The organism is Chitinophaga sp. CB10, assembly GCA_001870995.2.
Lineage (GTDB): Bacteria > Bacteroidota > Bacteroidia > Chitinophagales > Chitinophagaceae > Chitinophaga.
Genome location: MLAV02000019.1, coordinates 82,060 through 108,074, shown reverse-complemented (window position 1 = coordinate 108,074; position 26,015 = coordinate 82,060). Strand labels below are relative to the sequence as shown.

25 protein-coding genes are annotated in these 26,015 nt (G+C 48.8%); 19 read left to right on the top strand and 6 right to left on the bottom strand.

Going from position 1 to position 26,015, the window contains the following annotated elements; all coding sequences use genetic code 11:
• The first annotated feature begins 112 nt into the window (after positions 1-112).
• Both BOC67_RS22145 and BOC67_RS22140 read left to right on the top strand, forming a co-directional pair.
• Positions 113-2,770 (top strand): 4-alpha-glucanotransferase, encoded by a 2,658-nt coding sequence (locus BOC67_RS22145; protein WP_291913743.1) that lies wholly within the window; start codon positions 113-115, stop codon positions 2,768-2,770.
• Positions 2,745-3,758 carry a dipeptide epimerase gene (locus tag BOC67_RS22140; RefSeq protein ID WP_291913741.1) on the top strand — a complete coding sequence of 338 codons (1,014 nt, stop codon included), beginning with the start codon at positions 2,745-2,747 and terminating at the stop codon, positions 3,756-3,758. The genes BOC67_RS22145 and BOC67_RS22140 overlap by 26 nt, the downstream gene beginning before the upstream one ends.
• Before the next feature lie 5 nt (positions 3,759-3,763).
• On the opposite strand, the gene BOC67_RS22135 is transcribed toward BOC67_RS22140, so the two are convergent.
• The 3 genes from BOC67_RS22135 to BOC67_RS22125 are packed head-to-tail and all read right to left on the bottom strand — an operon-like array spanning position 3,764 to position 6,226.
• A complete protein-coding gene (locus BOC67_RS22135) occupies positions 3,764-4,381 on the bottom strand; it encodes a hypothetical protein (protein WP_291913739.1) in 618 nt (205 codons plus the stop codon).
• 50 nt (positions 4,382-4,431) lie between these two features.
• Positions 4,432-4,713 (bottom strand): hypothetical protein, encoded by a 282-nt coding sequence (locus tag BOC67_RS22130; RefSeq protein WP_291913737.1) that lies wholly within the window; start codon positions 4,711-4,713, stop codon positions 4,432-4,434.
• The gene (locus tag BOC67_RS22125) at positions 4,694-6,226 is read right to left on the bottom strand and encodes a C25 family cysteine peptidase (protein WP_291913735.1); all 1,533 of its coding nucleotides are present in this window, start codon (positions 6,224-6,226) and stop codon (positions 4,694-4,696) included. The genes BOC67_RS22130 and BOC67_RS22125 overlap by 20 nt, the downstream gene beginning before the upstream one ends.
• Positions 6,227-6,388: 162 nt before the next feature.
• Between BOC67_RS22125 and BOC67_RS22120 the strand changes: the two genes are divergently transcribed.
• The 9 genes from BOC67_RS22120 (at position 6,389) to BOC67_RS22080 (ending at position 14,462) form a co-directional block, all read left to right on the top strand.
• Complete coding sequence (locus tag BOC67_RS22120; protein ID WP_291913733.1) at positions 6,389-7,615, top strand: PmoA family protein; 1,227 nt, start codon at positions 6,389-6,391, stop codon at positions 7,613-7,615.
• A gap of 98 nt (positions 7,616-7,713) precedes the next feature.
• The gene (locus tag BOC67_RS22115; protein WP_291913731.1) at positions 7,714-8,016 is read left to right on the top strand and encodes a hypothetical protein; all 303 of its coding nucleotides are present in this window, start codon (positions 7,714-7,716) and stop codon (positions 8,014-8,016) included.
• A 21-nt stretch (positions 8,017-8,037) separates the two neighbouring features.
• Positions 8,038-8,538, top strand: coding sequence for a hypothetical protein (locus BOC67_RS22110; RefSeq protein ID WP_291913730.1), 501 nt, complete (start codon positions 8,038-8,040; stop codon positions 8,536-8,538).
• 8 nt (positions 8,539-8,546) lie between these two features.
• Positions 8,547-9,521 carry a DUF3137 domain-containing protein gene (locus BOC67_RS22105; protein ID WP_291913729.1) on the top strand — a complete coding sequence of 325 codons (975 nt, stop codon included), beginning with the start codon at positions 8,547-8,549 and terminating at the stop codon, positions 9,519-9,521.
• A gap of 111 nt (positions 9,522-9,632) precedes the next feature.
• Positions 9,633-10,070 (top strand): hypothetical protein, encoded by a 438-nt coding sequence (locus BOC67_RS22100; RefSeq protein WP_291913726.1) that lies wholly within the window; start codon positions 9,633-9,635, stop codon positions 10,068-10,070.
• Positions 10,071-10,335: 265 nt separating this feature from the next.
• Positions 10,336-11,655, top strand: coding sequence for a type VI secretion system contractile sheath protein TssC (locus BOC67_RS22095; protein WP_291913724.1), 1,320 nt, complete (start codon positions 10,336-10,338; stop codon positions 11,653-11,655).
• Positions 11,639-12,484 carry a hypothetical protein gene (locus BOC67_RS22090; RefSeq protein ID WP_291913722.1) on the top strand — a complete coding sequence of 282 codons (846 nt, stop codon included), beginning with the start codon at positions 11,639-11,641 and terminating at the stop codon, positions 12,482-12,484. The genes BOC67_RS22095 and BOC67_RS22090 overlap by 17 nt, the downstream gene beginning before the upstream one ends.
• 316 nt (positions 12,485-12,800) lie before the next feature.
• Positions 12,801-13,547, top strand: coding sequence for a hypothetical protein (locus BOC67_RS22085; protein WP_291913719.1), 747 nt, complete (start codon positions 12,801-12,803; stop codon positions 13,545-13,547).
• A gap of 102 nt (positions 13,548-13,649) precedes the next feature.
• Entirely contained in the window at positions 13,650-14,462 is an 813-nt protein-coding gene (locus BOC67_RS22080) for a DUF2490 domain-containing protein (protein WP_291913716.1), read from the top strand.
• A 12-nt stretch (positions 14,463-14,474) separates the two neighbouring features.
• Here the strand turns inward: BOC67_RS22080 and BOC67_RS22075 are convergent, their stop codons facing one another.
• From BOC67_RS22075 to BOC67_RS22065, 3 genes are read right to left on the bottom strand one after another with little or no spacing between them, the layout of a single operon-like run.
• On the bottom strand, positions 14,475-16,235 hold the full coding sequence (locus BOC67_RS22075; RefSeq protein ID WP_291913712.1) for a hypothetical protein: 1,761 nt from the start codon (positions 16,233-16,235) through the stop codon (positions 14,475-14,477).
• Positions 16,235-16,633 carry a GPW/gp25 family protein gene (locus tag BOC67_RS22070; protein ID WP_291913709.1) on the bottom strand — a complete coding sequence of 133 codons (399 nt, stop codon included), beginning with the start codon at positions 16,631-16,633 and terminating at the stop codon, positions 16,235-16,237. Before BOC67_RS22070 ends, BOC67_RS22075 begins: the two co-directional genes overlap by 1 nt.
• Before the next feature lie 6 nt (positions 16,634-16,639).
• Positions 16,640-17,602 (bottom strand): hypothetical protein, encoded by a 963-nt coding sequence (locus tag BOC67_RS22065; RefSeq protein WP_291913707.1) that lies wholly within the window; start codon positions 17,600-17,602, stop codon positions 16,640-16,642.
• Between the two features lie 220 nt (positions 17,603-17,822).
• Between BOC67_RS22065 and BOC67_RS22060 the strand changes: the two genes are divergently transcribed.
• The 8 genes from BOC67_RS22060 to BOC67_RS22025 all read left to right on the top strand — a co-directional run bounded on the left by BOC67_RS22060 (position 17,823) and on the right by BOC67_RS22025 (position 25,746).
• Positions 17,823-18,587, top strand: a complete 765-nt coding sequence (locus BOC67_RS22060) for a hypothetical protein (RefSeq protein WP_291913705.1) — start codon at positions 17,823-17,825, stop codon at positions 18,585-18,587.
• 11 nt (positions 18,588-18,598) lie between these two features.
• A complete protein-coding gene (locus BOC67_RS22055) occupies positions 18,599-19,426 on the top strand; it encodes a TssN family type VI secretion system protein (protein WP_291913703.1) in 828 nt (275 codons plus the stop codon).
• Positions 19,427-19,449: 23 nt separating this feature from the next.
• Positions 19,450-20,604: a type VI secretion system baseplate subunit TssK gene (gene tssK / locus BOC67_RS22050; protein ID WP_291913701.1), complete on the top strand. Its 1,155-nt coding sequence runs from the start codon at positions 19,450-19,452 to the stop codon at positions 20,602-20,604.
• 46 nt (positions 20,605-20,650) lie between these two features.
• Entirely contained in the window at positions 20,651-21,169 is a 519-nt protein-coding gene (tssO, locus tag BOC67_RS22045; RefSeq protein WP_291913699.1) for a type VI secretion system TssO, read from the top strand.
• A 37-nt stretch (positions 21,170-21,206) separates the two neighbouring features.
• Positions 21,207-21,593, top strand: coding sequence for a type VI secretion system tube protein TssD (gene tssD / locus BOC67_RS22040; protein WP_291913697.1), 387 nt, complete (start codon positions 21,207-21,209; stop codon positions 21,591-21,593).
• Positions 21,594-21,705: 112 nt separating this feature from the next.
• Complete coding sequence (locus tag BOC67_RS22035) at positions 21,706-23,781, top strand: TonB-dependent receptor (RefSeq protein ID WP_291913694.1); 2,076 nt, start codon at positions 21,706-21,708, stop codon at positions 23,779-23,781.
• A 92-nt stretch (positions 23,782-23,873) separates the two neighbouring features.
• Positions 23,874-24,464: an HmuY family protein gene (locus BOC67_RS22030; RefSeq protein ID WP_291913692.1), complete on the top strand. Its 591-nt coding sequence runs from the start codon at positions 23,874-23,876 to the stop codon at positions 24,462-24,464.
• 334 nt (positions 24,465-24,798) lie between these two features.
• On the top strand, positions 24,799-25,746 hold the full coding sequence (locus BOC67_RS22025; RefSeq protein ID WP_291913690.1) for a DUF6607 family protein: 948 nt from the start codon (positions 24,799-24,801) through the stop codon (positions 25,744-25,746).
• Positions 25,747-26,015: the final 269 nt, after the last annotated feature.

The window sequence follows — 26,015 nt, the reverse complement described above, 5'->3', positions numbered from 1 at the left end:
CAAAGCAAACATAATGCACCATAAAGGGTACCTCCTTCCAGAGGTACCCTTTATTTTTTTACCGTAAATCGGAAAACATTTTCCTAATTTGTACCGGTTTAGCAGGGTCGCCATGTATTACAGACTTAGGTTCTATCTTCACTATCATACCAGGTTCGGGCAGCACGTGTACCTGCTCGGCAACATCCCCCTACTGGGAAGCAACATCCCTTCCCGGGCCATCCCCATGCAATGGCGCGGCGATGGCTGGTGGTATGCTGAAGTCATGATACCGCAGGACGATATGCCGGAATTCCAGTACGCCTACTTTGTGCGGGAGCTGGAAGAAACTATAACGGAAGGGGCTGTACGAAAAGTTACCCTCCGCGCCGGCGCCCCGCTGGAACAACTCTTTGCCGATACCTGGAACAACGCTGCCGCTTACGAAAACAACTGGTCCACCGCGCCGTTTACCCGCGTGTTCTTCCCCCGGCAGCCGGTAAGCATCCCCGGTAGCCTGACGGCCACCCACCTGTTTAAAGTAAAAGCGCCCCTGCTGCCTCCCCACCATACCATCTGCCTGCTGGGCAGCTGCCCGCAGCTTGGCAATTGGGACAAGGAGCAGCCGCTGCTCCTGCAATACACTGCCGATGGCTGCTTTACGGCAGGCGCAAACCTCCGCGACGCTGCCTTTCCCGTCTATTACAAATACGGGGTGTACGACCTGGAACAACAACAATTGCTGCACTACGAAACCGGCGATAACAGGCAACTCCTCTTCGAAGCCCATCCCGGCGCGCAGGTAACCCTGCACGATGGTTTCGTCCGGAAAGAATATCATCTTTGGAAAGGTACAGGCGTTTCCATCCCCGTTTTCAGCCTGCGCTCTGCAAATGGCCTCGGCACGGGAGAATTTGCCGACATCCCCCTGCTGGCCGGATGGGCCGCGCAGAACGGCCTGCAGCTCATTCAGCTGCTGCCGGTAAACGATACTACCATCACCGGTAGCTGGACGGATTCCTATCCCTACGCCGCCATTTCCTCGTTTGCGCTGCATCCGCTATACATCCGGCTGGAAGCGGTAGGAACGCTGCCTCCCGCACACCCTCTGCAACAGCAATTGCCGGAATTACGGCAACGGCTAAACGAAAATGATACGGTCGACTACGAAGCAGTCATGCAGTTTAAACTGGCCTACCTGCGCGCCCTGTACGAACAGCAGGACGGTAAGCTGGAAAGCCGCCGGTACTGGCAGTGGTTTGCCGCCAACGAACATTGGCTGCTGCCATATGCCGCCTTCAGCTACCTGCGCGATCATTATAAAACAGCAGATTTTACACGCTGGGAGCATTATGCTGCCTTCCACCTCCAGGCAGTGAGCCAGCTGATAAGAGAGCAGCCACGGGCAGCCGAAGCGGTGAGGTTTTATTTCTTTCTCCAATATCACCTGCATTTGCAATTGACAGCCGCCGTGCAGGAATGCCGGCGTGCCGGCGTAGCGCTGAAAGGCGATATACCTATTGGGGTAGCCAGGCACAGCGTGGAAACATGGATGCATCCGGAACTCTTTCATATGGACATGCAGGCGGGCGCCCCGCCGGATGGCTTTACTGCAGCCGGGCAAAACTGGGGCTTCCCCACGTACAACTGGCCCCGCATGGCCGCCGATGGCTATGAATGGTGGCGGCAACGGCTGCAGCATATGTCCGCCTACTTCGATGCATTCCGCATTGATCACATCCTCGGGTTCTTCCGCATCTGGCAGATTCCCTGCTCCGCTGTACAGGGCATCCTGGGCTATTTTCATCCAGCCGTTCCCGTTAGCCGGGAAGAACTCCTGTTCCTGAACATCGGCTTCAATGAAGCGCGCTTCTGCGAACCCTATATCACGGACCAGCTGCTGGATGAACGTTTTGGCGTTTATGCGGACGTTATAAAGGATACCTACCTCGTAAAGCTGACAAACGGAAGGTATGCCATGCAATCCGCGTTTGACACGCAGCGGAAAGTGCAGCAGCAATTGCTGCCGGCAGGCATGAAAGCCGCGCTGTACCAGCTGCTGTCGGACGTGCTGTTCCTCCGCGAACAGAAAAACGGGACGACGGTGTACCATCCCCGGTTCGACCTTATGGCCACCGAATCCTTTGCGGCGCTGGACCCGGACGTGCAGGAAAAACTGCGCGCACTGTATCACCATTATTTCTACGTGAGGCAGGAAAACATCTGGCGTAAGGAAGCGCTGCGCAAATTGCCCGCTATCTGCAACGCCACGGACATGCTCATTTGCGGGGAGGACCTCGGCATGGTGCCGGCCTGCGTGCCAGGCGTCATGCAGCAACTGGGCATCCTCAGCCTGGAAATCCAGCGCATGCCCAAGCAAGCGGATAAACTGTTCCAGCCTTTGCATGCATTGCCTTACCAGGCCGTGCTTACGCCTTCCACGCACGATATGCCTACGTTGAGGGAATGGTGGGAAGAGGACGCAGCCACCACCCAACGGTATTGGGAACAGGTGCTGCACCGCCAGGGCAAAGCGCCGGCCAGTTGCAGCCCTGCCATCTTACAACAAATCATACAACAACATTTGCAATCTCCGGCAATGTGGCGTATATTTCAATTACAGGAATTACTGGCTATGAAAAGCCTGCAGCCCGCGATAGCGCCGGAAAAGGAACGAATCAACATTCCCGCGGTGGCCTCGCACTACTGGCGATATCGTATCGGCATCAACCTGGAAGATATACCTGTAAAAACCAAGGAAGCCAATGGAACTGCATCTATATCCATATGAGCTGAAGTTCAGACATACATTCACTATTTCCCGGAAATCCAAGGACGTGCAACCCATACTCGTAGCGGAGCTGATTGAAAACGGCATCAGCGGCCTGGGCGAAACGGTGGATAATTCCTACTACAACATGACGGTGCCCGCTTTAATGGATGCCATCAACGCGCACCGTAGTTTCATTGAAGAATACCAGTTTACAACGCCGGAGCAGTTCTGGTCCGACTGCTATCCACGCTTTGCCGGCAACATGTTTGCGCTCTGCGCGCTGGACATTGCCGCCTGGGATCTCTACGGCAAGCAGCGCGGATTGCCACTGTACCGGTTGTGGGGGCTGGACCCGTCTAAAAATCCTATGACGGATTATACCATCGGCATCGACACTGTCGAAAATATGGTGCGCAAACTGAAAGAATTTCCATGGCCTATCTATAAAATCAAACTGGGTACTAAAGAAGATATTGCCATCATCACCGAGCTGCGCAAGCATACGGATGCCGTTTTCCGGGTGGATGCCAATTGCGCCTGGGGAGTGGAGGAAACGATCCGCAACGCCACCGCGCTGAAAGCGCTGGGCGTGGAGTTCATCGAACAGCCTATGGCTGCTGCCGATACAGCGGGAATGAAGCAGGTGTATGAAAAATCTGCACTGCCGTTAATCGCTGATGAAAGCTGTATTGAAGCAACCGATGTAATCCGCTGCCATGGCTTGTTTCATGGTATCAACATCAAGCTGGTAAAATGCGGTGGCATTACGCCGGCACTGAATATGATCCGCGAAGCGCGTAGCCTGGGTATGAAGGTAATGACGGGCAGTATGAACGAAGATACCGTGGGCGCCTCTGCAGTGGCTCACCTGCTGCCATTGCTGGATTATGTGGATATGGATGGGCCGCTGTTACTCGCAGAGGATACGGCCACGGGCGTACGAATGGAGAATGGTAAAATCATTTATGCAGACCGGCCGGGGACGGGAGCGTTGTTGAAGCGTTAAGCGCCTTACGGCCGTACAAATCCCGGCCATAGTATCTCCTGGTAATTCCCCAGGGCTTTTAAAACAGCCGGTAATATTTTAGGGTGCCGGAGCCTGGCGCTGTCCCGCGTAACAATGATGCGATCGGCGTAGGCGGCCAGCAGTGCCGGATGCTGCCAGATGGCGTCAGGTATATAGGTGGTGGGTATTTTTATACCGGTAGAAGAAAAAGGCCATAGCGCCGCAGTTTCCCGTAACTGCGTTATTAATATATCCTCCGCGGCATTTCCTTTGCTCAAGCCCGTCAGATCGGGGAGGTATCGCAGGCACAAGTCTGCGCTATAGATGGTTTCCGCGTTTATATTACCAGGGTACGGCGTCAGCAGGCGGTGTACATCCGCTGCAGGCGGCGTGGCAATCGCACTTAGCTGCGCAGCGCGGTAGATATAGCAGGCGCTCCACAGCGCCGCATCCGGATGGAAGGCAGGCGCTTTTCCCGGCATTTCCTGCGCGTCGTTGTAATAATACGATTGAAGAATATGAGCTGTTTCCTGCAATACTCCGCCAGGAAACGGGGATAGGTCAGTGTCCACGGTTACTTTACCGTCCTGCAGGAGGGTGGTAATGAAAATAGCTAGATTCATAGGTAACAAAGCATGTTTGCTTACGCACAAATTAGTAAAATATGCGTAAGCTAAACAGAATCGTTCACTTCTTTCCAGGAGGTGACGAGGAAAACATAGTCCACGATGGTGCCTGTGGCGGTGATCACTTTACCGGCCATGGGCATGAGCGGGTTTTCCATGAAAGGGTTGCCGGCTGCCGGCCTGATGAGGTAGTCGCCATCATCCGTCACCAGGTACACGGCCAGGTGTTCGCTTTTGGAATGCATCCCGAAAATGCGCAGGGCAAGGCGGCCGCGCATGGTAACGTTACCCGGCTGTTTGTCTTTGTTGTTATCTGCTGACATATTCACGATAACCTAGGATTTGATTGTTTTTTTCTTTTACCACCAACACTTTAACTATTGGCGCTTCAGTAGCAGTCTCGGAAGTAGATTCCGAAAATACATGAAATTTTACAGATGGACCGTTTGTTTCACTATTCTTTTCATGTCGTTTATGATGCCGGTTGATGAATAGCTTTTTACCCGGCCTGGTAGTGAATTTGCGTTGTTGCAGGAGCGATTCCAGGGTTTCCTGCAGCTGGCCGTCCGCTTCCCCTTCCTCGTCCGTAGGCTCCGGCGGCGCGATGAAGTAGTCGAGCATTTTGCCCCGCGCTTCCAGGTTTTCCCGCCTGTTTTGAACGGAGTTGATAAAAGACTGGGAATCGTCCACGGAAGAATCTTTTTCGTTGATGACGGGCTGTATGGACGGATCGCCCAGGAGGTTGAACTGCGCTGCGGTTTTCAGTTCAAAGGGGTCCAGCGTGGGGCCCATTTCGTTGAGGAACTTCTGGCGCGCTTCCAGTAAAGCTCTGCCGGTGCTGGCGCCATGGAGTACGTTGATGACGAAGAACTGTGTGAGCAGGTCCGCCAGTCCCTGCCCGGTGGATGGGCCGTAAGCGATGTTGGTACTGCCCAAAAATGCGATGGCGTTATTTTTCAGGTAGCTGCTTGCCATGCTGATTTGCCGGAATACGTTTTTGGCGGGGTCGAAGAGTTGCGCGCCATAGCAGCATTCCGCGGCTACCACCGTGCCTTTGTTGATAAGGCCGTTGATGGTATCCGATTTCATGGCCAGCGGAAATTCGGTTTTCTTTTGGCCGTAGTAGCGCGGGTTGTTGATAGCGCCGTGGCAGTTGATGAAATGCGTTTTGGGCAGCAGCTGTTCCGCTGTCCAAAGTCCGTCCGTGGTAACGCTTTCGCTGGGTATGATGCGAAGCGCGCTGTTGTTGCCGAATATATTCAGGAGTGAACGTTGGGTGGAGTCCTGCCAGTCGAAGGTACTGAGCGAAAAATAGTTCTCATAGGCCTGCCTGGCTTCCGGCGTGTATTCCAGCACATTTTCGATCAACTGCAGGATGTACTGCGGATCTTTCCCGCCGGGGAGGTCCGGCAGGCGGCCCACTACGCGGGTGGGCGCAATGAAGCGGCCTGGATCCTTGTCGTACGGCGCGTCGCAGGCGTAGGGCAGATCGCTGGGTATCAGCGAGTCCGGATCGTTGCCGCCGGATACCAGGTTGGTGAGCCTTTGGAAAGGGATCACATCCTGTGCGCCGAGCAACATGATATAACCGGGTGTAAAGTGGTTATAGAGGGCATCTATCGCTGCTTTGTTCTGCTCATCGTCCGTTGGGATGGTCACTGCCGGCGCGTTGAAGCCGGCCATTTGTTCCGCATCGTCCAGGCAAATAATGATGGATTCGAGTCGCCGTGCCTTATCGGACACTACTAATTTATCGAGGGCCTGCAGTACAGTAAGGTGAGCGTCGCCATATTTCGATATCAGGGCGCTCTTGTTGGTAATAATGAGTTTTGTTGATTGCATATTGATAACCGGGGTTCCCATTGACATACGCGTTAATTCATCAAAAATATGTAATTAAAAATAATGCGCATGCATTCCCGTCCCGGTAAATTTAATGCAGGGTTGCGCAATGTACTTGCGTAGCGGGCAACTATCTATTATCTTGGCTGCACAATCGACGTTATGAGAAACATTTTATATTCCGTACTGCTGCTATCATCGATGGGGGCGCATGCCCAGGAATTGCGTTTAACGGTGAAGGCCGGCGAATATGACCGCAACAATACTCTGGTGAGTTACAAGCCGGATAAGGCGTTGCCAGCAGGCAAAGGCTGGCAGCTGGAAGAGGTGACCGGCGGCCAAAAGAAGCCGGTAGCGGTACAGCAGGACGATGCGGGGGTGCTAACCTGGGTTTTGGGAGGAACCACCGCTTCAGGAGAACAACGTCAATATCGGCTGTACGCGGGGAAAGTATTTGCCCGGGGACGTATGCATGCGGCCGTAAGCGGCACTGAAATTTCCCTAAAACAAAATCAAACACCTGTCTTACAATACAATACGGCCATTGTGGAGCCTCCGGCCGGCATTGACACCGTATATCGCCGGAGTGGCTTTATCCACCCTTTATGGGCGCCAAATGGAGCGGTGTTGACGGCAATTTTTCCAAAATCCGGCCATGCGCATCATATGGGCATTTGGAGCCCGTGGACGCACACGCGGTTTGAGGGGAAAGTGACGGATTTTTGGAACGTCCATAAAAAAGAGGGAAAAGTATTTTATGCCGGCACAAAGTCCGTTACCAGCGGGGATGTGTGGTGCGGTTTCAGCGTGAAGCAGCAGCAGGTGGCGTATCCTGCGCCGGGCAAGGCAACCGTGGCGATTGAGGAAACGTACACTGTGAAGGCTTATGCTGCTACGGACAATGGTACGCGCCGGTTATGGGAGATGCGGAATGATTTCAGTACTCCGGCAGACAGTGGTATTACTTTATTGCAATATCGCTATGGCGGTGGCTTTGCGTTGCGTGCTACACCGTATTTCACCAGCAAAACCAGCCAGGTGCTGACTTCGGAAGGTAAAACCCGCAAAGACGCAGACAGTACAAGGGCCAGATGGGTTATGATCACGGGAACCACGCCCCAGGGCGAGGCGGGGATGCTGATTATGAATGCGCCGGATAATTTTGACAGTCCGCAGGCTTTGCGGGTATGGCCGGAAGATATGGATGGCGGGGAGCTAATGTTAAATTATTCGCCCACAAAAATGAAAACCTGGCAGCTGGTTCACGGGAACGTATATACGCTGAAGTATCGTGTAATGGTGTACAGCGGGCGTTTGACGGCAGAGGAGGCGGAGGCGGCCTGGAGGGATTACGCCTTTCCGCCGGAAGTAGCCGTTTCCGGTCAATGAACAAAAAAAGGCTAAATTTTATTATTTTAGTATGCTGTTAGCCGCCTGTCGTCCCTGTATCATATTGTGAACGTTATCCTTAACCACAAAACTGCAATATGAACAGTCGTGTTAATTCCGATCCGGAGAAGCCCGAGAACCGCACTGAAGACGACCCTTCCTGGGGAGGAGTGATAGTCGGGTTAATGCTTGCAACAGCAGGAGGGGGGCTGATTTACAGCCGTTATCAACAGTTTCACGATTCAGATAGCGACCCCATCAGTCTTACCCGTATCGAAACGCTTATTTACAAAGTTTCAGGCGGTAACGAGTGGGTATTACTGGCGGTTTACGGCATTGTAGCGATAGTGGGTTTATATCTGACGATCAGTAATATTATCCGGTTAAGAATCAAACAGTAACTGTTATTTAATCAGGGATACATGCGCAATATCCAGGAATTAAAGGTGATGCTCCTGGCGATGCATCAAAAGGATGTAAAGCAGACGACCTTAGCCTTTTTTATGGCCGAGTTCATCATGGTATTGGCGGTGTTTCTGGTCACCATGCTGGTGTACGGCGAGGGTACTTTGCCGTCGGTTTGGGGCTGGCTGCTGATCGGGGGGCTGATTATTCTGCCATCTGTGCCGTACCTGGTGAAGCTGTATGGCAGTGTGATGCGTCCTGCGCAGATCATTCATTTCACGGATTTGCTGGAGAGGGGCGCGGTGGTGGACGGTTATATCATTTTTACGAAATATAAATTAAGGCTGCCGGGGATCAGGTTGTTTCCGGCGCTTTTTACCAATATAACCATTGGCAACGGAAGCCAAATATTTACGTTCCCGCTATCGGCGGTGTACTTGTCATCATTTAAAAATTTAATCAGCGAAGAGGTTAGCACGGTCAATGGGTTTTCAGGCATAAGCTGGTCATCCAACTGAGTTAGTGTATGAAGTCGGCGAACAGTTTCAATGAATTTGCGGAAGTCTATCTTCAGCAGGATTTGCGGCGCATGGAAAAAGTGCGGGTGAGTTTACGCAAAACCTGGTGGTGGTGGCTGCTATTGGCTGGTTTTGTCCTGCTGTTTTACCTTTTTGTGGTGCGGCCTGTGGAGCTGGACCAGCAGGAGGGGGAGGCGTGGTACACCCGGGCGGCTTATATTGGCATTGCGCTGTTGCTGGCGTTGGGGGGCGGTATGCTGATCCGCAATCTGCTGATCCGGCAGTTTATTGAGCGGCCGAAGGCGGAGCTGGAAACGGATTATAAGGAGCGGGTGATATTGCCGTTGTTGCAATTCTGGGAGCCTGGGATCCGGTATGTGCCGGAGCAGTATTTTTCGCATGAGGAGCTGGCTGCGAGCGGTTTTTTTCATGCGGATTTATCGTACATCCGGGGCAATGATATGATTTCCGGGAAGCGGAATAACCTCACTTTTCGTATATGCGACCTGGTGGTGACGAGCCGGCCGCAGGAGATGATGTTTGCAGGCAGTTGCGGGGTGTTGGAGTCGCCCCGTTTTTTTGATGTGCCGGTGTATGTGTTTACGAAGGGCGTGATTCCGCGGGGCGCTTTGCGGCTGGGGCATCATATTCAACTGCAGGATGCGGCGTTTAACGCGCAGTTTACCGTGTTTTCGCCGGATGTGACGGAGGCTTCCTATTTGTTGAAACCTAATTTACTGAAGCATATTGTGGCGTTGCGGAGTAATGGCGCGGCGCAGGTGTTTGTTACGTTTTATCAGCAGTTTATTTATATCGGTATTAATTCGGGGATTGATTTTTTCGAATTGAATTTCAGCCGTCCGTTGACGGACAGGAGTTGGTTGTATAATGAGTTGTTGTCGTTTAACCAACAGTTGGAGCTGATGGGGAATGTGCAAAAAAATGTGAGCATTTGGACAGTTGCAGCCTTCTCCAGGTCGTAGTTTCCGTGGAATTTTCAATCGGGGGATAAAAAGTTTAAAATGGTGAGTATTGCATGATCAGGATGCATAATTTTGTAGTGTAATAAGATTGTTTGCTTAACCATACCAACCATGTTGAAAAGCTCAGGGATTGGCGGCACTGAGGTCAGGCCGGACACCCAGGAATCCATCGCGGAGATTTCTCCAAACAGAACATTATTTACAGAAAGGTTCACCCAGCATCCGCCGTTGCGGCCGGAGGTGGTAAAGGGATTGACGGGTATTGCCGCGGTATTTGCGCATTACCGGCCGTCGGTGAAGGTTACGTTTAGGGATGCCCGTGGGGCGCCGGTAACGGAGGAGTTATGTTTTAGGGGGGTGGCTGATTTTGGGCCATCGGGGATCACTGCGCAGAGTGTATTCCTGAAGGATATGTCGACCACGCGGGCGTTGTATTTGCAGATACTGAAGCATTTGCATACGAATAAGTTGTTGAGGGCGGCTTTGGAGGATGATGCGGCGAAGGCGGGGTTGTTGGAGGTGGTGGAGCGGTTGGCGGAGGAGTTGTGAGGGGGTAGATTTTTTAATGAGGCTGGTGGTGACTGGGGCAGGGAGGACCGGGTTAAACAACCTGGTAGGGTCAGCAGAAAAATGGCCGAAATGGTGTTGAAGGAAATTGAATCCGGTGAGCTGTTGTGTTCCGGAATTAGATGGCTGTGCCTGTTGTAATCTTGGGAGAGGTGTGTGGGCTTTGGGTATGCTTTTGATGCCACTGCAATCAACGCCATTAAAATTTTTGTATTCATAAACTACTTATTGAAATAAAACCATTGTTATGTTAACCACAGAAGTTCAGCTGGTCCAGCCACTGCAGGCGCTGGGCAGCTTTGGCGGCTTCGAACTCTTGGAATCCGCCATTGAGGGAACCCAAAATTTAAACCCGGACCGCAAAGCGAGGCGACAGTTGTTCCTCACTGAAGCCTCAAAGGAGTCGGACCGCCTTCGCCTCAAAAAATTACTGCAAATATGGGCCGGGTTACTGAGAAGCCACGAGGGTATTGCAACCATGCAGGCGGCGTGTAATGAAGCGATATTGGAGTCGGAAACACTGCTGAAGGAGAACCTGCTGCTGGCATTGGAGGAATCGAAGGAGTTGGAGCGGTCCTACCGTAATGTGGCCCTGTTCTTTAGTAACACCACGCAGGACAAAATAAAGAATGTCAGCTTCCTGAACGCCGCGCCGGAACAGCTGCGTGATGCAGATAATACTCGTTTTTTAGATGCGGTTAAAGCCGAACTCCAACAGCATTATGACCGGTTGGACCTGCGTGATAACTACAGCCTGTTGATCATCCCGGGTTATGCTGGCTCTAATATGATACTGGAACGCTGGGCAAGAATTGCATATGACAACAAGTGCATGCTCCTTACCGACTTCTGTCAGCTGGATGCGCCGGACGATGTAATGGAGGTGTTTGAAATGGCCCAGCTCACCGGCGCGGACGCTTATCGTTCCAATGTGATCATGACCTGCAACTGGCTGATCGGCCGGGTGAAAGCGGACCTCGTGGGCGAAGCGTCTCACTTATTCGTTCCCGCTTCCGGCGCCCTGGCCGGCAGGATTTACCAGACTATTATGTCACAGGTGACAGCCGGTAAAAAATTCGGTAGCCTGATTGACGTTGAAGGTGTGAACTTTCCCCTGAAGAAAAGTGAAATCGCTTCTCTGGAAAAGTTAGGGCTGGTGCCGATTGTGCAGGAATACGGAAAAGTGATGGCCTTCAGTGCAAGGACTTTATTTAACGGGGAAAACCTGGGGCTGCAAACCTATTCTGTCGTACGCGTCTTTGACTACGTCACCAAAGTGTTGATAGATTTTCTGAACCGCAGGGCGTTCGAGAACTTCAGCGCCAATACCAGGAAGGATTTGCAGCGGCAGATAATTCAATTCCTGGATGGCATTACAGGCCCTGAGCGACTAATAGAAGATTTTGAAATCCGCAGGTTTGAGCAGGATACCCGGGATAAAGACACGATTCACCTCGATATTTTCCTGAAGCCATATTTCCCCGCAAGGAACTTCCTGATTCGTATGGATGGACATAAAGGAGAGCAAAACAATGAATGGGAAACTAATTATGAACAAACGCATTAAATGGCTGCTGTTATTATGCCTGCTGCAGTTACGCCTAAGCGCGTGGGCACAGGCGGATACCATACTTGTTACGGGGAAAGCGGCTACATTGATCACTTGCAGGTCGCCGGTGAAGGTGATGCAAATAGAAAGCGAACATCCCTGGTATAATACCCAACTACTGGGAAAGGTTGTCATGATTCGTGCTATCGGCATACCGCCTATTGCCACAAGTGCCGTGATCATTACTGCAAAGCGTGTGTACCCCGTGGTCGTTATCTACGATCCGGCAATGGCACAGAACACTTTACAGTACCGCATTCCTGCAAAACGAAAATCAAATCATGGCAATAGTACATCCAACAGCTGGCAGCAGTTGCTCGCTATTGCTGACAAGTCCGCAGAAAATGCGTTTGACAGGCCGGATACCCTGGGAGTGGCCCGCATTGCCGGAAATTTCCTGAGCGATCCCGGAAAGCTGCATGCCAAAGTGAGGCATTATAAAGTCGTTGCGGGATTCGTCCGGGGGATGAAATTGAAAAACTTGTTTTATCTGCATCTTGGCCTTAGCGGGAAATCTGTTGTTCCTGCGGAAGTGGAAGCCGTCAGGGTGTTGAAGCAGAACATACGATCCAAAGCGCTGGAAGGAATGCCTTTATTGTATCAAACCGGAAGTACGGTGGTACAGCAACGCCGTAAAGCGTCCATAGGGGTAGTAATACCAGCCACTATGCTCCATGAGGAAGCGATATGGGTAGCCATCAAGCTGCGAAATATTCCGCCTCCGCTGATAGTGAAAATTCGGCGGCGAAATTTACCGGCGTATATGCTGGAACCGGATTTTGTGTGATACAGGCAGTTGTGTGGAGAAATTCAAATAGGAGAATTCGCCTCAGGTGATGTTTCATAGATTGAAATGGTTTTAACAAAATCGGCATGTTTCTACATGCTGTTCATTTGGGTTAATGATGAGCGGGAAGGCCCTGTATGGAGTTGTTACCGCAGGGCCGCCTGCTTAGTTTCATGATAATGTATGGATGTATAGTACTGTTTCGGGATAAGGAATTCCTGATTTGTACTAGTAATGCAAGCAGAGAGGGTTTAATTTAGCGGCAGAATCATTTTATTGAATGGGGGTAGTTTTGCGAACTTTAGTATGGATAATAATGGCTGCTTTTTTCCTGACAGGAGGATGGAGGAAAGCGGGTTGCTATCTGTATAATGGTAATGCGGCACTTAATAGGCAGGTTCAAACATTGGATGGACTTAGCGGACCAGGGGATGCGAAAAATGATTTTTGCAGTGGGCTGGTTACTAATGCCAGAGAAGAACAAGGCTTTGTTGCTGAATCTTGTACTAATCCCATCAAGGCCATAGCATTTACTGATTTCGTCCGGCGCTACCTTGCCCCGCCGCGATGCGGTGGATACCCGCATTGTGAAACAGGTGATCACCGGCAAAATCGAGTGGGACCCGAAGGTGACGCCGCCGGAGACCCAGTTGATACCCGGTATATTGTTTCGGTGGGTGAACAGGCCCTCGCTTTTGAATCTTGTATTGACCCCTGTATTGATCCCTGTATTGCCCCTCTCAAGGGCTTAGAGTTCCAAGCCCCAATCATTACAAACAAACCTACTGACACACAAGGACAAGCCTTTGCTTTTCATACTGCTTCCGAGCCCCTTCAGGACGTCGAATTCATTTCAGAAGAAAATGAAGAAAATAAAACCGAACAAGGCCAACTTCCTATCCTGTTTCTGAAATTATGGCGTCATATCACCGCTAAATTGAATGTTGATTATCATATCCACTTTACGCCCAGTCGGCGTAATGAAAGGCTGCTGGCTGCCAGCACTCCTCAACCCCGCTATATCCTGTACAGCCAGTTACAGATACCTTATGATAATAACTGATTTTATATAAAGCTATTCAAACAGTGAGCAATTATGCCTGCGTGTGGCTGCATATGGCAGCCATACAGTAGGCCATATTTCTATTTCAAGTCAACAGTTATTATGAAAATAAACAACGAGCTGTCTTTTCCATTTATAAAATTTTTTCCACTGGTTATATTCTTTTCTCTTTTTACGGTGGCAGCTTCAGCACAAATTAGTCCACCGGGCCTTGGAAAAGCAAATACCGCCTTCTGGATGGCCCTGGGATGGCGGCAGCCGCTTGATACAGCCGGGAAAGTTACATCGCTTTCATATATTGGTGTTGGACGAACCAGTGATCCTGCAGGTGATGCCAACCCGTTCCATCATCAGGCCATATTGGTACTGAACCAGGAATTTTACCAACATTACAGCAAGAATAAAGAGTTTTCCTACGCCCTAAGCTACCGGCGGCAAAACAGTTACGAGGAAACTTATCCTTATCATAGTGCAGATCCTGCTATAGAACAGGAATTCCGGATTTATGGCAGGTATGCACTATCCACGGACGTTGGCCGGCTAAAGTGGAAAAATACCCTGCGCCAGGAATTCAGAAAGTTCTTTACACCTGATTTTAAAACCGGCGAAGAAAATTTTCAGTTTCGAACCCGTATCAAATCTCAGTTGAGCATGCCGTTGCCTGGCCCTAACCATAACAAGTTAAGCGGAAGCGCTGAAGTGCTATTCTCCATCAGCAAGGAACACTTGCCCGTGCAATGGACTTCCTATGGTTACCGTGAAACCCGGTTTACTGTTTATTATACCACTCATCCTTTGCATCTACCCTGGACGATTGATATCGGATATATGAACGATCTGTTAGGCGCCGGCCATAACATTACAGATGTGCATTACCTCGCGCTGGATATCATTTGGGAGGGTAAAAGGCATTAATGTTTAATCGGGTTATGGTGGGATGAGAAATACCCGGTAGCCGGCCAGCCCTACACTATTTTCGTCAAGCTGCTGCAGGATAACTCTCCGGTAATAGGATAACAGATCTTTATGACAGTGCGAGGCTGACTGATCCAGGGTGATATGAACGTCTATCGTCCTTATATACCCTTGATCGGGTAAGGGTGATAGCGCGACACCTTGTTCGATTCGTACGGAGGAGAAGTAGGGGCCTAAAACAGTCCGGCAGCACTGTTCTACATCCGCTCCATTGACAATTCTCTGCTGTGCATATAACTGTGCACGGAATAATTGGACCTGCTTTTCCGGGGAAGGGGCCGGTATCCCGTTAATCACCGGCGTTAGGTTGACAATACTATTTGGCAGGAAGACCGTGTTACCCTGCTCCTGCCATTTGCTAAACGTGGGTATTGTAGATAGCCTGGCGCCTTTGGTCGTATAATATTGCACCGTCATTCGGGTGGATCCCGAATGTGGCTGGAATGCAATCGTTGGCCAGGCTGGCCGGCGCTGATCCGGATATACCACTTCTTCCAGGTAATTTATCTTTTGGGTAAGCTCTTCTAATATTTGCAGTAGATGATTGTGACCCAGCTGGCCGATAAGTTGAACTTCTTCCCTTAATCCCCTAATGCACGCTTCCAATAGCCGTACGACGCCACGCTTATCCATCCGCTGTTTTTCTGCATGCAGCAGGTTCAATTCACCCGGCTGGAGTTCTGCGGATGTCTTGTCGGTCATTTGGATAAATGGAGTTCCATCCTGGTCAGTGACTGCGCCAAGGCATAAAAAGTCATCATCGCATTTCAACTGGAATACTTTGTGTAGCGGATGTATCTCATGAATAATTTCACTGGAGGATATATTAACGGCAGGGAAGCAGTTAATATAACACTTAATCTCGGTTATCCATTCATGTGAGATACCAGGAAGCTCAAGCTCCATCCAGATATTGCACTCCGGTAAAGCGATTAATTGTTGTTGCAGGAAAGGTTGCAATATAATAGGCGGCTCCGCTGCTACGTGTTGATCAGCCAGCTCACAGGACGTAATCGTAATAACCTGTGACCTGTAAGTATTTAAAGCCTGCTGTGTATAGGCATGGGGAACGGGGGAGGGCATACCGGCTATTTCGTGGTAGAATAACCGTTCCACCGTTGCCTTACAGCCGTTAACCTTGCATGAAAGCAGCGGCAGGAGCGGTGTAATGCTTTCCTGCAAATGTTCGGGGATGTCTAAAAATATAGAAAATCCACAAAGGTCTGATGGAACTGTATCTGTCTGTGCCATTAGGATTATCCTGGGGGATGTATCGTGCATAATGGGCTCCCGGATTACAATCTCCTGCTGCAGACCTTCATTGAGCTGGACAATTCTATCCGGATAAAAAATATGGCGTAAGGTCACTGGAAACAGTTTATGAGTTCCCACCGGGATAAAAACAGCGCCTTCTCCCTGATCCTTGAAGACATGTTGTTGGTCAATAATCGTTACGTCACATGGCGTTCCATGTAGCAAAGTATGACCCGGCAAACTACAGGTAATAGTATCGTTGAGCAATACCGACGCCAGGTGTTGTAAAATACCCGATTGCATTTGATCCTGGAATTCGTGCAGTCTGGACAGTTCGCCGGCCAGCGCCTCCATGAGTAAAGTAACAATAGGGTCATGAGGGATTGCTCCCGAATGAGCGTCATTATGCTGCGCTGCTGCAAGCTGTAGTAACCTTGATTTAATAGTTTCTTTAATCATTACTTGTACAGTAAGGGGTGAACCAATAGCTGGTAATCAATATTAAATTCCTGGTTGCAATACACCGTGCAGCCTTTCAGGCTGATAGTGATATGGTTCTCGTTCTCAAAGGATACGGCAATGTTGAATTGATGCATGCGCGTTTCAAATTGAGTGAGGTATTGCTGTAACGACAATTCGATATGTGATTTCAGGAGTTGCGAATTGGGATTGATCCGCAAAGTTTGTTCCCATAAAGGGAACCCATATGCTGGCTTGTGGCTATGCTCCCCCTGGTACGTATTTACAAGCAGCCATATATGTTGTTTGATGGAGTCTTTAACATGTATTCTGCTCAGCCGGCCGCCATTAAGCAGCTCATTAAGCTGCAAAGGCAGCTGCAGGTATTTGTTTTGCATGGTTGGTTATTTAAAGAGTCCTATAAATTTTTTCCGGTCGAGCCGGATATTGATAGCTTCTATGCAGCCGTTGTCGTTTCGTGCGAGCGACATAGACAGCAGGCGGATGTTCCTTTTATTTTGCAGCTGATGACAGCATTGCAGGAAGGTGACGGCTTGCTTATCATTCAGTACAACCATCGTTTCCGTCTGATTACAGAGGTATTGTAATATTTCGGCTACGTCTTTTTTTCCCTCCACCAGTTGCAGGAACAATTGCTGAAATGCCGGATCGCTGACCGTTGGAGCAACAGGTTTTGCGGCAGCGGGAATGGCAGGAATTGGAGTAGGAATGGCCAACTGGGGCACAGGCTTTTTTTCATCAGGAGCCAATACCTGAATTAGTTTAATGACCGTGGTAGTTGGGTCATTATTCAACGTAAGTGTGAGATGTTGCTCGCCCGGGTAACGAAAGGTAACACGGAAGCTGTTGGCTGTTTGCAGACTATTGCTGTCGCTCATTAAACGCCATTGATAACTCCTGGCGGAATCATTTCTGCAATAGTAGATACAAGGCTGGCCCGCAAAGACCTGCGCCGGTCCGATAATAACAGCCCTGGGTGTAGGTGCAGTGGGTAACGCTGTATTCGCAGGAGACATAAATACTTTAGCAGTAGCAACTTTATTATTTAAGACAGCTGATAAGAAAATATTTCCTGCGCGCGTGCCCGAAAACTGAATACTGTTCCCAGCCCGGTAACGATGCGGAGAAAGAATCCAGAAGGGAGCAGTCCCTAAGGTGTTGCCACTGAGGGACAAGATGATGCTGGAATTAACCGTGTATTCGTTACCGTTAGCAGTAGTAATTTTTAAATGATCCTGCTTTGTATGCTTGTTCAACATTAAGTGAATAATTCCGCTGATAGCAAGGCTTACCGGTATCAGGAGGAGAAATAAATCGTGAGGGTTCGATGGGCTGAAATGCTTCATCGTTAAGGTTTTAGGTTATCAAACAATGTTTTATTTCCTGCTGGAGGATATGGTTGGTTGTAATGCAAATATGAATAAAAATATTCGAAAAAAAATTTTGAATCAAAAGATTTTTTTTGTTGTTAATTTCAATTTCCTATACTTTTGTGTTGTACTCAATCTGGTACATTTCTTTACTCCATTCCCTTCAGGCTTTTTATTAATTAGTTAACCTTTCTGTATGCCTGATCATATTTCTTTTCATGCTATTGCAGCTGAAACACTTTTGTCCGTCAATAAGGAAATTTCGTTTCCTGTATTTAACCAAGGTGCTGCTATACGTAGGCTACTACCTGAGTTGGACTTCACTTCGGATGGTAGTTTATGGTTACGTCGCAGCAGCTTGTACGACTTGTTACCGGAGTTGCTTTTTCATGAAAATATTCATCCTGAAGTATTGCAGGATGTAACGCAAATGGCCACAACCAGCAGAAGAAGCAGACAGGAAGAGGTTGCAGCCCGGCGGTTTTTCCTGCCATTTGACCGGTTGCTGTTTGAGCACTCCTGCAAGTTGACCGCCTATTCCTTACGCACCGCCAGGGCCGGTTTGGTGCTGCCCGGGCAGGTTTTTTTACACGACCGATCCCTACAGGCATTTGCACAGCAATTATCAGGTATGTTTAAGGAGAGAATTAATATCTCCTGCGAACGGGAGGTAAAGGTAACAACTACCAGTTTCGGTGGAGAACTCGGTAACATAAGCCTGGCGCAAACTTTTGTTGCGGGTAATCGCTGCTATATGCACAGGCCGACTGTTATGGTTACTATTGGGCCGCTGATGAATACTATTTCAAAAGATTTTATGCCATATGCTGAAAAGGGTGGGGCCTTGCGCCGGATATGTATAAACCAGCTTCCCGTAGAATCAATTATAGAGTGGAAGGTGTTACCGCATCCATCAGAGCTTTGTGGTACTTTTCAGCTCGGCCATACCAGTTTCTGCTAAACTTACTTCATATGAAAAATCTGTTTTGGTTATCCCTTTTGTCAGGCGCTACGCTCACCCTGGCTATGATATGTTGGCATAACTGGCCTGCCTCAGCGAAGAAGAAACCTATCCTCCTGGTGATGTTGTTGGTGGGATTTAGCCTGGGATGCCTGCTCACCGTCCTTGTTCCTAAATTGCTGGCCTCATCCTGGTGGATATTTATAGCTGTGGAGATTATAGCGGTATTAATGGGCGTGTACTTTGCTGTGGTAGTCAGTTATCTGAATCTCAGCCGGAATCAGAGTATTTGCCTCCTGGTATTGCTAACCTTATGCTACGTGTTGTTTGTATGTACGGCAATATGGGCATTCAGTTATTGGACACTGATAACATCCCTGTCGGCAGCATTACTGTGGCGGGCGCAGGTGATGCTTTTTCTGACCGTGACTATCATAGAAATGAGCAAGGCTTTTTACAATATTCCGCCTCCTGCGTATCCCCCGTGGAGTTATCCTGCAAGCTCAATCGTGCAGGATATAGTCGAAGAAGATATGAATGAACTTTTGGTAGTAGGGCTTCGCATCCGTAAGACTTTCGAGGATGACAGGCTCACGTATTTCAGGGCCCGTGCGCCTTTACATATCAGTTGGGGAGATTTCTTTTATCACTTCCTGAATGACTATAACGAGAAGCATCCGGAGAGCACCATTGAGGTGGCAGATGCCAACGGGGACGCATTCAATTGGCAGTTCTACCGCCTTCGGAAGTTTTCGCCTCCGTCCGTGGTGGATTTTACAAGGCCGGTACAGTTTACCGGTATTAAAGAAAATAGCGTCATTGTTTGTATGCGTGTATAAAAGCTAATTTAAACACTATGGATATGCCTACTTATCTTCCCCTGGTCAACTGGCTGGATGGTATGAAAATAAATAGCCGTCACTTTATTGATCTGGAAAACAGCCTCATATCCCGTGGGTACCAGTTGTTTCGCGCTGTTAACCCAGGCAGACTGTATGGCCTTTTGCCGGATGCTGGCCATGGGACGGATTTCCACATGGCAGTGATCCCGGCAGCAGGTGCTTCCTATACCATCGTTGTTCAGGCCTGCCGGGCGATTACCGCCGGTGGAGCGCTGATAATAGTACCCGTTCGTGTGGAAAACGAGGAGCTACGGCCGGGCCTGGAACTTGTCTGCCAACTTCCCATTGAGGAGGGAGAAAGATATGTAATGCTCCAGGTGCATCCTTATCACCGGTTGCCTGCTGGCCAGGTGAATACAGCAGCGCTGCCATATAAAACGGATTATGTGATGGAGGAAGTAGCATTAACAGTTTCCGACAGGTTGCCGGACGAGGAGAATAGGAGTTCCTTGTGGGAAGTACCATTGGCAAGGCTTGTACTTCAGCAAGGTATCTGGAGGCAGGATGTGAGTTACATTCCTCCATGCGTACGCCTGGGAGCTTATTCGCAACTGCTGGAAACAGCCCTTCATACGACCATGCAGTTGGGTTATATCCATTCCTGTTGTAAGCTTATTATCCAGAAGGTATATTCCCGTCAACAATCACAGGAGCTGGGGCTGGCGATGCTTTATATAGCGGAACATTTGTCCGCTATACTTGTCCAATATAACGGGTGGCAAGCTAATATATTGGATACTATCCATCCTTTCGAATGGTACGTGAGCCTGTACCGGTTGGCCGCTGCATGGTGTGCAGCTATTGATCAGCGGGCCGGGCACATGAAGGAAGAGCTTATTCAATATTTTTCTGAGTGGTCAGATGTTTCGCCAGGGGAAATAGAGCAGACTTTTGCCGCTGCCACGCTGGCAAAGTACCGGCATAGTGATATGATGGCAGCGCTGAAGCCACTCCTCACATTTGTGGAGCTGGTGCATAAGATCATACAGACCATCAGTCAGTTGGAATATATAGGGAAACGCCCGGATGCCAATATTTTTGTTAAGGAAGAAAGAAGCGCTGGTATCGTTTACGAAAAGCAATCGAAGAAATCCAGGTGGTCATTCTCCGAATAGCCGCCTGTTGCAATCATAAAGAGATTAATTTATCATCGCGCGTCATATGAAGCCATTAAATCGTTCGGAACGTAAAAAGTCGCTTTTACTATTCCTGTTGCTGTATGTAATTTCAGTCGTGTTGCTTTTTACAGGTATATTTTTTCATTATGAGGCGCCCGTACTGGAAAACAGGATACTCAGGGATGAATTGCTATATCAGGAGTCGCAACAGCAGTTGAGGGATTCCTTCATGTCCAGGTTGTCATCCGTTAAAAAGGAACTCATGGCAGTGAATGAGCCTGGCAATAATGCCGTTTATACGGACCAGGTAATTGCGGCCACACTGGCAGGTATGCGTACTATGGCGCCTGCTTCGAATCCTAACTTTATATTTTATGATGATATCATTCAATGCTGTTTGCAATTACAACAATGCAAGCAGCAACTCAGGGAAAGCAGTCAGTCCCAACAGATCATGCTCACCTTAAAAGCAGAGAATGCGACATTGCTACAGCAGCTCGAGTCAAGGACGAGAGATCTCGATAACTGCAGGATGCTGTTGGTAAATAGTCGGGCTCAATAATAAATTACTTGTTTGTTAACCTTTAAACTCCTTAACCATGTCTTTTAAATCAGTATTAACAATTAATGGAGAAAATTACAATGTACAAAGGGTCGCTTATGCGCTAAGCCAGGAAACCGATGCCACCGGCCGGCCTTCTGCTATAACAAGGGGTGGGAGAATTACCCTGACCGTTGAGTCAACCGGTAAAACGGACTTGTTTGAATGGATGGTGAATAACTTCGAGCGTAAAGATGGTACCGTCACGTTCTATAAAAGAGATACGGATGCCAAACTTAAATGCCTGGAGTTCAAGGAAGGGTACCTTGTTAAATTCGAAGAAATATTCCATTATGCAGATGAGCATCCTATGACGATCACCTTTACTATTTCCGCAAGGGAGATGAGTATGGGTAATGCCAGCCATATTAACGAATGGGTATAATAAGCGCTTTTTTGCAATGATTGTATTTCCGTTTTGCGTAAATGAATTTCCCGCTTTGAAAAATCAAATAAAGTAGAGGGCTCTACTTTCGCGGTACAATTCATACTCAGAAATGCTGAAATATATCGTCCTGCTAGGCTGCCTGTGGTGGCCCTGGATCCTATTTGCCCAAACAGATACTGTAGCTGATAATAAAATATTGCAGGAAGTGGTGGTAACCGCTACCCGCAATGAGCAGCTCCGTCAAAAAGTACCAATAGCCGTCACTGTTATAAATAAGGAACAGATTCGAAGCATGGGCGCCATGCATCTGGACCAGGTGCTGGCTGAGCAAACCGGTTTGTTTATTACCAGCAATCATGGTACAGGAGTGCAAATGCAGGGACTGGAGGCGGAATACACATTAATCCTGCTCGACGGGGAACCGTTAATAGGCAGAACAGCCGGAACGCTGGACTTGTCAAGGATAGTGGTTAGTAATATTGAAAGGATAGAGATAATCAAAGGGCCGGTTTCTTCCTTATATGGTAGTGATGCCCTGGCGGGGGTGATTAACATTATTACCAGTAATAAAGCCACGCGAGGGCGAACAAATGCCACTGTCAGATACGGTAGCAATAACACCTGGCAGCTGGATGCGGGTACGCAAGCGACCTATGAAGAAGGTTCCTTTTCTGTGAACGGAAACTACTTTAGCACAAAGGGTTACAGCATAGGGGATGCTACTACTCCAAGCGTATTTCCCTACCATGCTGTTACAGGGCAAACGCGCTGGGAACACAATTGGAATGGAAAGTGGCAAAGCATCCTGTCTGGTAGGTATTTTGACCAGCGCGCAGCCGCCTATTTTGATAATGGAGGTAAACGCGTGTTGGACAATACTAAAGAATCAGATGCAAACGCTGCGCTCGTCCTGAGATATAAGCCCGTGGAAGCATGGACGCATCAGCTGCGACTCTATTACTCCAGGTATGCCACGGATGAAAAGATGGAATACCAGGATGATAAGCAGCTGTATGATGCATCGTTCTTTACGCAGTATTATCTCAAGCCGGAATACCAGTTTGACTGGATGATGAATAAGACCAATACCCTGACTGCCGGTGTTGGATACATACGCGAGTCGCTGGAAGCAACGCGCTACGATGAAAAAATGGCGTTTAACAGCGGGTATGTCTTTGTACAGGAAAACTGGCATCCCGGGGAGGCCTGGAGCATATTGGTCGGAGCGAGGTTTGATACGCACAATCAGTATCCCGGCCAGGTAAGCCCCAAAGCCTCGGTGTCCTATAAGATCAATGATTATCTGAAAGTCCTGGGTTCAGTGGGAAGGGGATACCGTGCTCCGGATTTCAGACAGCTGTATCTGCACTTTAATAATGCTGCCGTAGGTTATAGTGTGGTAGGGACAAGGCTGGCAGCTGATGTTATCCGGCAGATGCAGGCAGCAGGAGAGATCAAAAATATAGGTTATGACCTGGATAAGCTATCCACGCTGAATGCGGAAAGCTCCTGGTCTTATAATGCCGGGCTGCAATCCACGCCATGGAAGAAAGGTCAGGCAAATGTGAATTTCTTCCTGAACAAGGTGAGCAATCTTATAGATACCAGGGCGATCGCACAAAAAACAAATGACTTCAGTGTTTATAGTTATGTAAACGTAAACCGTATTACTACCTATGGCGCTGAGGTGGAAATAAATCAAGCCATACAAAAAAATTGGCAGGTGGCGGGCGGATATCAATACCTGATGGCTATTGATGATGAACTGCTCAAAAAGGTAAAGCGTGATGAAGTATTTACCGTCGATGAGGATACACACCAAACGCGTGTGTTGACGCGCCGTGAATATTTCGGGCTGTTCAACCGCTCCCATCATGCCGCTAATTTAAAAATCAGGTACACGAACGCATTATGGGGGCTGGATGCTAACCTGCGGGTAATTTATCGGAGTAAGTATGGATTTGTAGACGAAAACGGGAATAATGTGCCGGACCGGAAAAGTGAATTTGCGGCTGGCTATGCAACCGTCAATTTCGCGGTGGCTAAGCGCTTCCTGGACAATCGGATTCGATTGCAGGTGACAGCTGATAACCTCTTTAACTATACGGATGCCGCACATATCCCCACGCTACCAGGCAGGGTTTTTACGGCAGCCGTAACCTATTCATTTGCACACGCTAAATAATAGGAGAATTTGCTCCGCTGCTGTTGCCTTCAGTATGGAAATGCACTACGGAACTTTTAATATCAACATACAAATAAACGCAAAAACACTCTATGAAACTTCTCAACAACCTAACGGGTTTTTCTGCCGTTGCATTACTAATGCTTGCGGCAAGCTGTAGCAAAAATGATGATAACAATACCACTGAGCCAACTGTGGAACTGAAAACTGTCACGGTTACCAATCTGCAGGCTGATACTGCTAACAGAGGTAATTATACCCTTTATAGTCTGGCTGAAAATAAAGTGATTCCCAACTCCGACTCCGCATCGTCAAAATGGGATATCGGATTTAAGGCTACGTCTATTATCATCAATGGCGGTGTAAGCGGCCCGGGTAAAGCGACCGGACAAGTAGTGAATGGTGTGTTCAGCAGTCTGACGGAAGCGCCGGCGTCCGGCTATGTCAGTGACTCCACGGGTAGCCTGACCTTTAAAGGATGGTATAGTTATAATGCTACCACGCATATTATTTCAACCGTTCCGGGTAAAATATTGATTCTTAAAACGCCTGGTGGTAAATACGCGAAGCTGGAAATCCTGAGTTACTATAAAGACGCTCCTGCGAATCCTGATTTGACGGCGGTTTCAAGGATGTATAAGTTTCAGTATGTCCTTCAGACCAATGGTACCGCTAAGTTCTGAGGTGGTTTGTTAGAGGACAGCGAGGTTTGATTCATGCGGTAAGTATTTCGCTTAGATGCCGTAATAAAATGGAAGTATTGCTTTTAAATAACCAGATTTCAAGTTCTTACCGCCAATAGCGCTATGCCGTAGTTTAGAACTTGAAATCGTCAGTAGCACTATTCTATGACGGACTTTCGAATTCAAATGGTGATTACCACTATACCATAGCAAACTGTCAAATCCAAGCCGTACATAAATCACCGCTGTCTATTGCAAACCCAAAAATCAAAACGTCTAAATCTTTATCATAAAATCACCGGATTATTTTCCCATTTAACCTGCTACATATAACATGGACAAAATTTCAACGCTTGCGCTGGCAAGCATAATATGCCCGCTTGCGCTCTTTGCGCAGAAAGATGCCGGCAAACTGAAAGAAGATAAAGCAGCCATTAAGAATATGTGCGGCTGCATGGAAGTAACGTTTGAATACACGGAAACCTTTCCGGGTGATACTTCCTACAAGCCTAAGGGCTACCATAAAATCACCGATGCGGTAGAATACGTAACCGTCGCAGATGAAAAAGGCGATCGTATTATTCTTCAACACTTGCTGGTTGCGGGAGGAGAAGTGATCAAGCATTGGACGGAAGATTGGATGTACCAGAATCAGCAACTGCTGGCTTACGACAAAAACGATCGCTGGGAAAAGAAAATTCTGCCGGCAGCAGCTGTAAAAGGACAATGGACCCAAAAGGTTTACGGCGTGGATGACGAACCACGTTACGAAGGATCTGCAACCTGGATACATGCGGATGGCCGCCATTACTGGGAAAGCACAGCCGATGCCCCGCTGCCACGGAGGGAGTACACTACCCGAAGCGATTACAACGTTCTGCAACGCACCAACCGTCATGAAGTGACGAGCTTTGGCTCCCTGCACCTCCAGGATAACAAAAAAATCAGGCGTGAAAACGGTAAAGAAGTCTTTATCGTTGGAGAGAAGGGGGTGAATACTTACAAGCGTATCGACGAAAGCAAGTGCCTGCAGGCCAAAGAGTTTTGGGAGCAAAATAAAGCCTTTTGGGCTGTGGTTCGCGCGCAATGGGAAAAACTGTACGCAGCAGGGAATGTCATTGAACTGAAAAAGAAAGTGAATGACCAACCTTTCTATAAAGTGATGATGGACCTTGAAGCTAAATCCAGAACGAAGGAAGTCAGCGGCGCAGCACTGGAAACAGCGATCAGCGGGGTGTTACAACAGTTTGTTCCGGAAAACCACCAATTGGGAAAGCTGTAAGAGCGCTCCCAATTGGTGTTGGAGTTGGTGGCCGGAACCAGGTGTGTTGCCAGTCCTCGACAACTAACTCTCAAAGTGCAACCAGTTAAATGTTATCCGGAGGCTGGAACCATCTTTGTTGCCAGCCTTCCAACCACGCACACTATTATCGGGTGGCTGGAAGTAGCCATGATGCCAGCCTCCCGGCCACGGACATACTAAGTGTAACCGGTTAAGTGTTATCCTGAAGCTGGAACCAGCTGTTTTGCCAGCCTTCCGTCATCCAGCCC

Coding starts and splice junctions, on each gene's coding strand:
- BOC67_RS22140 (WP_291913741.1), top strand. CDS start 2,745: ATGGAACTGCATCTATATCCATATGAGCTGAAGTTCAGACATACATTC.
- BOC67_RS22075 (WP_291913712.1), bottom strand. CDS start 16,235: ATGATTAAAGAAACTATTAAATCAAGGTTACTACAGCTTGCAGCAGCG.
- BOC67_RS22110 (WP_291913730.1), top strand. CDS start 8,038: ATGCGCAATATCCAGGAATTAAAGGTGATGCTCCTGGCGATGCATCAA.
- BOC67_RS22145 (WP_291913743.1), top strand. CDS start 113: ATGTATTACAGACTTAGGTTCTATCTTCACTATCATACCAGGTTCGGG.
- tssO (WP_291913699.1), top strand. CDS start 20,651: ATGAAGCCATTAAATCGTTCGGAACGTAAAAAGTCGCTTTTACTATTC.
- BOC67_RS22085 (WP_291913719.1), top strand. CDS start 12,801: ATGGCTGCTTTTTTCCTGACAGGAGGATGGAGGAAAGCGGGTTGCTAT.
- BOC67_RS22095 (WP_291913724.1), top strand. CDS start 10,336: ATGTTAACCACAGAAGTTCAGCTGGTCCAGCCACTGCAGGCGCTGGGC.
- BOC67_RS22035 (WP_291913694.1), top strand. CDS start 21,706: ATGCTGAAATATATCGTCCTGCTAGGCTGCCTGTGGTGGCCCTGGATC.
- BOC67_RS22115 (WP_291913731.1), top strand. CDS start 7,714: ATGAACAGTCGTGTTAATTCCGATCCGGAGAAGCCCGAGAACCGCACT.
- BOC67_RS22060 (WP_291913705.1), top strand. CDS start 17,823: ATGCCTGATCATATTTCTTTTCATGCTATTGCAGCTGAAACACTTTTG.
- BOC67_RS22065 (WP_291913707.1), bottom strand. CDS start 17,602: ATGAAGCATTTCAGCCCATCGAACCCTCACGATTTATTTCTCCTCCTG.
- BOC67_RS22105 (WP_291913729.1), top strand. CDS start 8,547: ATGAAGTCGGCGAACAGTTTCAATGAATTTGCGGAAGTCTATCTTCAG.
- BOC67_RS22080 (WP_291913716.1), top strand. CDS start 13,650: ATGAAAATAAACAACGAGCTGTCTTTTCCATTTATAAAATTTTTTCCA.
- BOC67_RS22100 (WP_291913726.1), top strand. CDS start 9,633: ATGTTGAAAAGCTCAGGGATTGGCGGCACTGAGGTCAGGCCGGACACC.
- BOC67_RS22030 (WP_291913692.1), top strand. CDS start 23,874: ATGAAACTTCTCAACAACCTAACGGGTTTTTCTGCCGTTGCATTACTA.
- BOC67_RS22025 (WP_291913690.1), top strand. CDS start 24,799: ATGGACAAAATTTCAACGCTTGCGCTGGCAAGCATAATATGCCCGCTT.
- BOC67_RS22070 (WP_291913709.1), bottom strand. CDS start 16,633: ATGCAAAACAAATACCTGCAGCTGCCTTTGCAGCTTAATGAGCTGCTT.
- BOC67_RS22120 (WP_291913733.1), top strand. CDS start 6,389: ATGAGAAACATTTTATATTCCGTACTGCTGCTATCATCGATGGGGGCG.
- BOC67_RS22135 (WP_291913739.1), bottom strand. CDS start 4,381: ATGAATCTAGCTATTTTCATTACCACCCTCCTGCAGGACGGTAAAGTA.
- tssD (WP_291913697.1), top strand. CDS start 21,207: ATGTCTTTTAAATCAGTATTAACAATTAATGGAGAAAATTACAATGTA.
- BOC67_RS22125 (WP_291913735.1), bottom strand. CDS start 6,226: ATGCAATCAACAAAACTCATTATTACCAACAAGAGCGCCCTGATATCG.
- BOC67_RS22055 (WP_291913703.1), top strand. CDS start 18,599: ATGAAAAATCTGTTTTGGTTATCCCTTTTGTCAGGCGCTACGCTCACC.
- tssK (WP_291913701.1), top strand. CDS start 19,450: ATGCCTACTTATCTTCCCCTGGTCAACTGGCTGGATGGTATGAAAATA.
- BOC67_RS22090 (WP_291913722.1), top strand. CDS start 11,639: ATGAACAAACGCATTAAATGGCTGCTGTTATTATGCCTGCTGCAGTTA.